The 6,358-nt window shown below is 60.6% G+C and carries 4 protein-coding genes; 3 read left to right on the top strand and 1 reads right to left on the bottom strand.

Translation table 11 applies throughout. The features are described 5' to 3' along the window. On the bottom strand, window positions 1–1,906 hold a 1,906-nt coding region (gene recC / locus AAAB16_RS13815), incomplete at its 3' end, for an exodeoxyribonuclease V subunit gamma (protein WP_340663832.1). Window positions 1,907–2,137: 231 nt separating this feature from the next. Between recC and AAAB16_RS13810 the strand changes: the two genes are divergently transcribed. The 3 genes from AAAB16_RS13810 (at window position 2,138) to AAAB16_RS13800 (ending at window position 6,227) form a co-directional block, all read left to right on the top strand. Then, window positions 2,138–3,847: a Na/Pi cotransporter family protein gene (locus tag AAAB16_RS13810; RefSeq protein ID WP_340663831.1), complete on the top strand. Its 1,710-nt coding sequence runs from the start codon at window positions 2,138–2,140 to the stop codon at window positions 3,845–3,847. Window positions 3,848–3,888: 41 nt separating this feature from the next. Beyond that, the gene (locus tag AAAB16_RS13805) at window positions 3,889–4,911 is read left to right on the top strand and encodes an AraC family transcriptional regulator (RefSeq protein WP_340663830.1); all 1,023 of its coding nucleotides are present in this window, start codon (window positions 3,889–3,891) and stop codon (window positions 4,909–4,911) included. 137 nt (window positions 4,912–5,048) lie between these two features. Beyond that, window positions 5,049–6,227 carry a DUF6531 domain-containing protein gene (locus AAAB16_RS13800; RefSeq protein ID WP_340663829.1) on the top strand — a complete coding sequence of 393 codons (1,179 nt, stop codon included), beginning with the start codon at window positions 5,049–5,051 and terminating at the stop codon, window positions 6,225–6,227. Window positions 6,228–6,358: the final 131 nt, after the last annotated feature.

Below are 6,358 nucleotides of genomic sequence, written 5' to 3'. Positions count from 1 at the left end.
TCACCGCGCCGGTGAGAAAACCCGAGGCGCCGCTGCCCTGCTCTAATGCCGTGCTCAATTGCTGACGCACCAGCGCTAACTCCAGCGGCCGTTCAATGCCTGCGGCCTCGGCCTGATCACGCAGCGCAGCGCAGGCCTGACTGAGCAACAGCAAGGTATCGCCCGCTTCGCGTTCGTCAAACAGACCATCAATCAACGCTTGCAGGGTGTCGGCCCACGCGGCCAACGAGCGTGGCCGTTGCAGGTCTTCGGCCAACGAGGCCAGGCGTTGCACAAAACCGGCTAACCGCCCAAGTAATTGCGCGCGCGCGCCTTCCAGCGCATCCAGCGGCCAGGTTTCACCCAACAGTGGCGCGGCATCGCCGGCCAGTTGCGGTGGTGCAGCAAAGCCCAACAGCAAACGGTCCAGGCCTTGGCGCCAAGTGAACGCAGCATCCGCCGGCAAGCCCAGTTGTTCGCGGTGCTCGGCATCACGGCCCCAGCGCACCCCGGCTTCACGCAACCAATCGCGCAGCAGCGGCAGGTCTTCGTTTTCGATACCGGCGCGGCGGGCAATCGACGGCTGCTCCAGCCAGGTCAGAATTTCTTCGGCGCCAAAACGGCTTTGCTCCAAGGTCAGCAAACCGAGGAAGGCTTCAATCAACGGCAGCTCCGCGCGCAAGCTGCGGTCGGCCAGGCTGTAGGGGATACGCGGCGAGCGCGGCCCGCGCCCCTGGTTGTCGCGGCTGGCAAACACCGCCTCGATATAAGGCGCGTACCGCTCGATATCCGGGGTTAACACCACTACTTGATCGGGGGTCAGTTGCGGGTCGGCGGCAAAGCGCGCGAGCAATTGGTCATGCAGAATTTCCACCTCGCGCAGCGGCGAGTGGGCGATATGCACTTCCAGCGAGCGATCGTTTTCACGCAGCGCCAGGCGCTCGTCGGGCTTGCGCGTGCGCAGGCGCAAGATATCGTTTTGCAAGGCGCGCAGCAGCGAGCTGTCATGCAGATCGGCGTCTTCGGAATACAGCCCGACTTCATTGCCGCCCAGGGTAAACAGCGCATCAAAAAAGTCGCGGCCCTGCTTACCCAAACTGGCCAACAACGGATGGCCGACATCCAGGTACCAATCATCCGCTGCGGTGGCGCTGGCAATCACCGGCTGGCGCGCCAACTCGCGCACATCGCGGATATCGCCCCAGGCTTCACGGCACGGGTTAAGCGCGCAGACCACCACCTCCACATGCTGCGCCAAGCCTTCCAGCACGCGCATATGGTGCGGCGGCAAGCTGCTGATGCCGAACACCAGCAAGCGCTCAGGCAAGCCGGCAATGGGCGTGTGGTCATGCAGGCGACGAAGCAAATCTTCCAGCAAGCGCGCGCGGTGCGGGTGGCCGTCGCGGGTCAGCTCGCGCCAGAGCAGCGCTTGCCAGCCTTCGTCGGCGCCTAGCTCCAGCAGCTCGTTGCGCTCCCAGGCGGCCAGCCAGTCATCGCGGTACAGCAGGTATTGGTCAAACACGTCGGCAATACGCGCGCCCAGCGACAGGCGTCGGCGCTCGTCGCCGCCTTCCAGGTAGTGGGCAAGACGCGGCGCTTGCTCAAGGTTGCTCGGCTCGCACAGCCAATCGTACAAACGCCAGGTCAGGGTAGTAGGGGAGAAGGCCGATTGTTCTGGCAGCTGGTTAATAAGAGCCCCCAGCACTAGCCGGGAAATTTCCCAGACAAACTTGGCCGGCAGCTGAACCTCCAGTTGCATGGCAATGCCCTGCTTGCGCGCCAATTCCAGCGTCAACCAACGGCCCATACCTTGGCTGGGCACCACCACCAACGCCGGGGCAAATGGCTCGCGCTGCGGCTGAGCCAACAGCGTGGTGGCCAACTCGCCAAGGGTTTCCAGATCGGGGGCGTGGTAGAGCGTAAGCATGGGCGCAACCGCTTGCAGAAGTGGGCGTAGGTTAACACTCGCCAGCGCCCGCGAAAGCGCAAGATGGGCGCGCGAAACTGGCGCCGAAGGCAATCGCCAACTACAGCTAACTACATGGTGGGCAAGAAAAAACAGAACGAGTCCTACATTTAAACGGTCCATTGCCCACGACACCGTTGTCACGTTACTGTCACGTAACGTTCACATTACGCTGCCAGGGAGGCCGCCTTTATGCTGACCCTGCTCAACCTGCTTTCTGCCATTGCCCTGCTGATTTGGGGCACGCACATCGTACGGACCGGCATCCTGCGGGTGTACGGCTCGCAACTGCGCAAAGTGCTAAGCCACAACATGAGCACGCGCTCGCTGGCCTTCGCCGCGGGCATTGGCGTGACCGCCTTAGTGCAAAGCAGCAACGCCACCGCGCTCTTGGTGACCTCGTTTGTAGGCCAAGGGCTGATGGCCCTGACGCCCGCGCTGACCATCATGCTCGGCGCTGACGTCGGCACCGCCCTGATGGCCCGGGTGCTGACCTTGGACCTGTCCTGGCTGTCGCCGCTGTTAATCTTCCTCGGCGTAATCTTTTTTCTCTCGCGCAAACAAAGCCGCGCCGGCCAGCTCGGCCGCGTCGCCATTGGCCTGGGTTTGATCGTGCTGGCGTTGCAGTTAATCGTCGATGCCGCCTTGCCGATTACCGAAGCCCACGGCATCAAAGTGCTGTTTTCGTCCCTGACCGGCGATGTGCTGCTCGACGCCCTGGTCGGCGCCCTCTTCGCCCTGATTTCCTACTCCAGCTTGGCCGCTGTACTACTCACCGCCACCATGGCCAGCGCCGGCCTGATCAGCCTGCCGGTGGCCCTGGGTTTAGTGATTGGCGCCAATATCGGCAGCGGCATTCTGGCCTTGATCAGCAGCAGCATGCAGACCGAAGCCGGCCGCCGCGTAGCCCTTGGCAGCCTGCTGTACAAAATCATCGGCCTGCTGCTGATCAGCCCCTTTATTCACCCACTGGTGCATTGGCTCAGCACCCTGAAAATGAGCCCGCAAACCTTGGTGATCGGCTTCCACCTGGCCTACAACACCACCCGTTGCCTGCTGATGCTGCCCACCGTCGGGGTCATGGCGCGCTTCTGCAATTGGCTGCTGCCCGACCGCCAACTCGACAACGGCGTGGCCAAACCCCGCCACCTCGATATGACCGCCCTCGACACCCCCAGCCTGGCGCTCAACAACGCCGTACGGGAAACCCTGCGCATCGGCGACTTGGTGGAAACCATGCTCGGCCATTTCCTCGTGGTGCTGCGCGGCCCGCAACCGCTGGCGGCGAAAGAACTGCGGCGCCTGGGCGATGACGTCGACGCCCTCTACAGCGCGGTAAAACTGTACCTGGCGCAGGTTCCCGGCGAAGCCCTGGGCGACCACGACCGCCGCCGCTGGGCGGAGATCATTGAGCTCAGCGTCGACCTGCAACAAGCCGCCGACCTGCTCGAACGCATGCTCGGCAAAGTGCAAAACCAGAAAACGGCGCAGCAGCATTCCTTCTCGGAAAACGGCCTGCAAGAGCTCACCGAAATGCACCAACAACTGGTCGCCAACCTGCGCCTGGGCCTGAGCGTATTTCTCTCCGGCGACGCCCACAGCGCCCGCCAACTGCTGCGGGAAAAACGCCGCTTCCGCGCCCAGGAACGGCGCATGGCCCACGCCCACGTACACCGCCTGCATCACAACGTGGTGCAAAGCATCGAAACCAGCTCGCTGCACCTGGAACTGATCGCCGATATGAAGCGCCTCAACTCGCTGTTCTGCAGCAGCGCCTACGCCGCCCTGGAAAGCCACGAACATGGCGCAATGGCCGACAACGACGACCACGACCACCCCGAAACCGCGCTGCGCGAAGCCACCCGCCTGGACGACGACAAGCCCGAAGTTGCCTCGCGCTGAGCGCTGTCATTTACCCCACGGCTTGGGCAGAATCCCAAGCCATGCCAAACGCCATCGACCCACGCCACGCCTCCGTCAGCGCCAGCCTCACCCAGTCCGTGCTGCACGCCGCCGCGCGCCTGGGCCTTGAGCGCAGCGAACTGCTCAGCACCTGCGGCCTGCACGAACAACAACTGGCCGACCCCGACGGCCGCGTCGCCTTCAGCGCCCACGAACAACTCTGGCAAGAACTCGACAACCGCCTCAGCGCCAGCGAACCCGGCCTGATCATCGGCGCCAACCTGGCCCCAGGCCCCCTTAGCGTGCTCGGCTATTTACTGCAAAGCAGCGCCACCCTGGGCGACGCGCTAAACGCCGCCCTGCGCTACCAACGCCTGGTCGGCGAAGGCGGCGAACTGCACCTGCTCACCCACGGCGAAGAATTGCGCGTGATCTACCGCCCCGTTCACCCCGAACTGCCCGCCACCCGCACCCGCGTGCTGGCCCTGATGGTGTTCTGGGTGCACATGATGGCGCCGCTGGTGCAGCACTTCCGCCTACTGCGCGCCGAAATTCCCCACGCCCAACCCGAAGACGTGCAGCCCTACGCCACCGCCTTCAACAGCTCGCTCCAGTTCGGCAGCAACGACTACACCCTGGTGCTACCCATCGCCCTGCGCGACGCCCCACTGATCCAAGCCAACCTGCCCCTACAAACCCTCCTGCGCCAACACGCCGAAGCCCTGCTCGCCCGCCTGCCCAGCGAAGGCCTGGTCGCCCGCGTCGTCACCCTACTCGGCGCCCAACTCAGCCACGGCGAACCCGACCGCGCCGCACTGGCCCGCACCCTTAACCTCAGCGAACGCACCTTGCAACGAAGGTTGGCGGATGAAGGCAGTAGCTATCAGCAACTATTGAGCGACACGCGCCAGCAGTTGGCCGAACGTTACTTGGATGATGGGCAGTTGCCCGCGGCGGAGATTGCGTTGCTGTTGGGGTACTCGGAACCGAGTGTGTTCTTTCGCGCATTCAGGAATTGGACGGGGGTTACGCCGGGGGAGTATCGGTTGCGGGGGAAGGGATGACGGGGCTAGGAACCTCAGGGCAGAGCGTGTGGCGCCTGCGAACGGATTTGTAAAACGGCTTCACAAATTGGCAGAACGAGGCTTGTGAGCAGTGCCGTAATACTCGACAACAGAGCAACCTAGGACAGAGAAAAACCATGGATAGGTACTTGCACATGATAAATGCTGGTCGCGCCTTGGCTTATAGCCGATACCCCATGCGGGTTTTGTTCTTCGCATTTTTAATAAGCCTTACGCAAAACAGCCTGGCTGCTACCTACAAGTGGGCGGTATCCGCGACAGAGGCTGCAAGCCCTGCTGCCGCCTGCAAGGCGTATGTCGACTGGAGCACTGCATACAACGGCGTATACACCGGCGGATGGAAATATGTTTACAAAGGCGTAACGCGTAAGACCGATATTTTGTTTGATTGCATATTTGAGCGCTCTATATATGGATATGACTCTCCTACGATCACGTTTATATATGCAGACAATCGCTCCGGCGAATCCTGCCAGCCCGGAGCCAGTTATAACTCCGAAACGGGTGAATGCCTCACTCCGAAAGGCCCAGAACTGGGTGCTCCGCAGACGCAAGCTTGCTCCGCCCAACCAATTAGTTTAGTCAGCGGCAACAACTTTCTGAGCGTCACTGACTACACTGCGCCCATCGGTGGAACGTTGGTTTTCGGCCTCGAATACAACAGTCTCGATGGCGTTTGGCGCCACAACTATTCGACGCGATTAAATATCTCAAACAACACCATTGTTCGAGTAGCAAAAGACGGATTTGAGTCTTCATATACAGTCAACTCAGGCATCGTCTCGGGGAATGCCAGCGACCTAGGCACGCTCACCGCACAAGCAAATAACTGGATCTATACCTCGATCGACAATGACGTATATATATTTAACGCCAACGGGCAACTAACGAAGCAGATCTCCGGCACTGGCCAGCAACAAGAAATAAGTTACAGCGGCAACTCTATGACCGTGACTGACAACTTTGGCCAAAGCCTTACCATTACCGAAGATGCCCAACACCAGCCTCTAACACTCACAACTCCAGGTGTAAATATCCAATACAGTTATGATTCCACTCAGCGCTTGATACAAGTTATACGCACCCAAGGCGGGCAAACTGCGCAACGCCAATACCACTATGAAGACATCCGAAATAATGCACTGCTTACCGCTATAACTGATGAGCGAGGAGTTCGAGCACGTTCTTGGGCCTATGACGATCAAGGCCGTACTATTTCTAGTCAGCATGCTGGAGGAATAGGACTTACACAAGTGAGTTATAACAGCGATGGCACTCGAAAAGTCACCAACTAGCTGGGTAAGAACACTTTATATCGGTATGTCGATATAGGTAGTGTTAAACGAGTGAGTGCCATCGAAGGCGAACCCTCCGCCAACTGCCCCGCCAGCAACTCCACCTTCACCTATAACGACCGCGGCCAAGT

This window comes from Pseudomonas sp., from assembly GCF_037994325.1.
Taxonomy (GTDB): Bacteria; Pseudomonadota; Gammaproteobacteria; order Pseudomonadales; family Pseudomonadaceae; genus Aquipseudomonas.
Note: the sequence above shows the minus strand (reverse complement) of the source record. Positions and strands in the feature narration are given on the sequence as shown.

Bases quoted from the DNA above. Each gene is read 5' to 3' on its own strand.
- AAAB16_RS13800 (WP_340663829.1), top strand. From the start codon at position 5,049: ATGGATAGGTACTTGCACATGATAAATGCTGGTCGCGCCTTGGCTTAT.
- AAAB16_RS13805 (WP_340663830.1), top strand. From the start codon at position 3,889: ATGCCAAACGCCATCGACCCACGCCACGCCTCCGTCAGCGCCAGCCTC.
- AAAB16_RS13810 (WP_340663831.1), top strand. From the start codon at position 2,138: ATGCTGACCCTGCTCAACCTGCTTTCTGCCATTGCCCTGCTGATTTGG.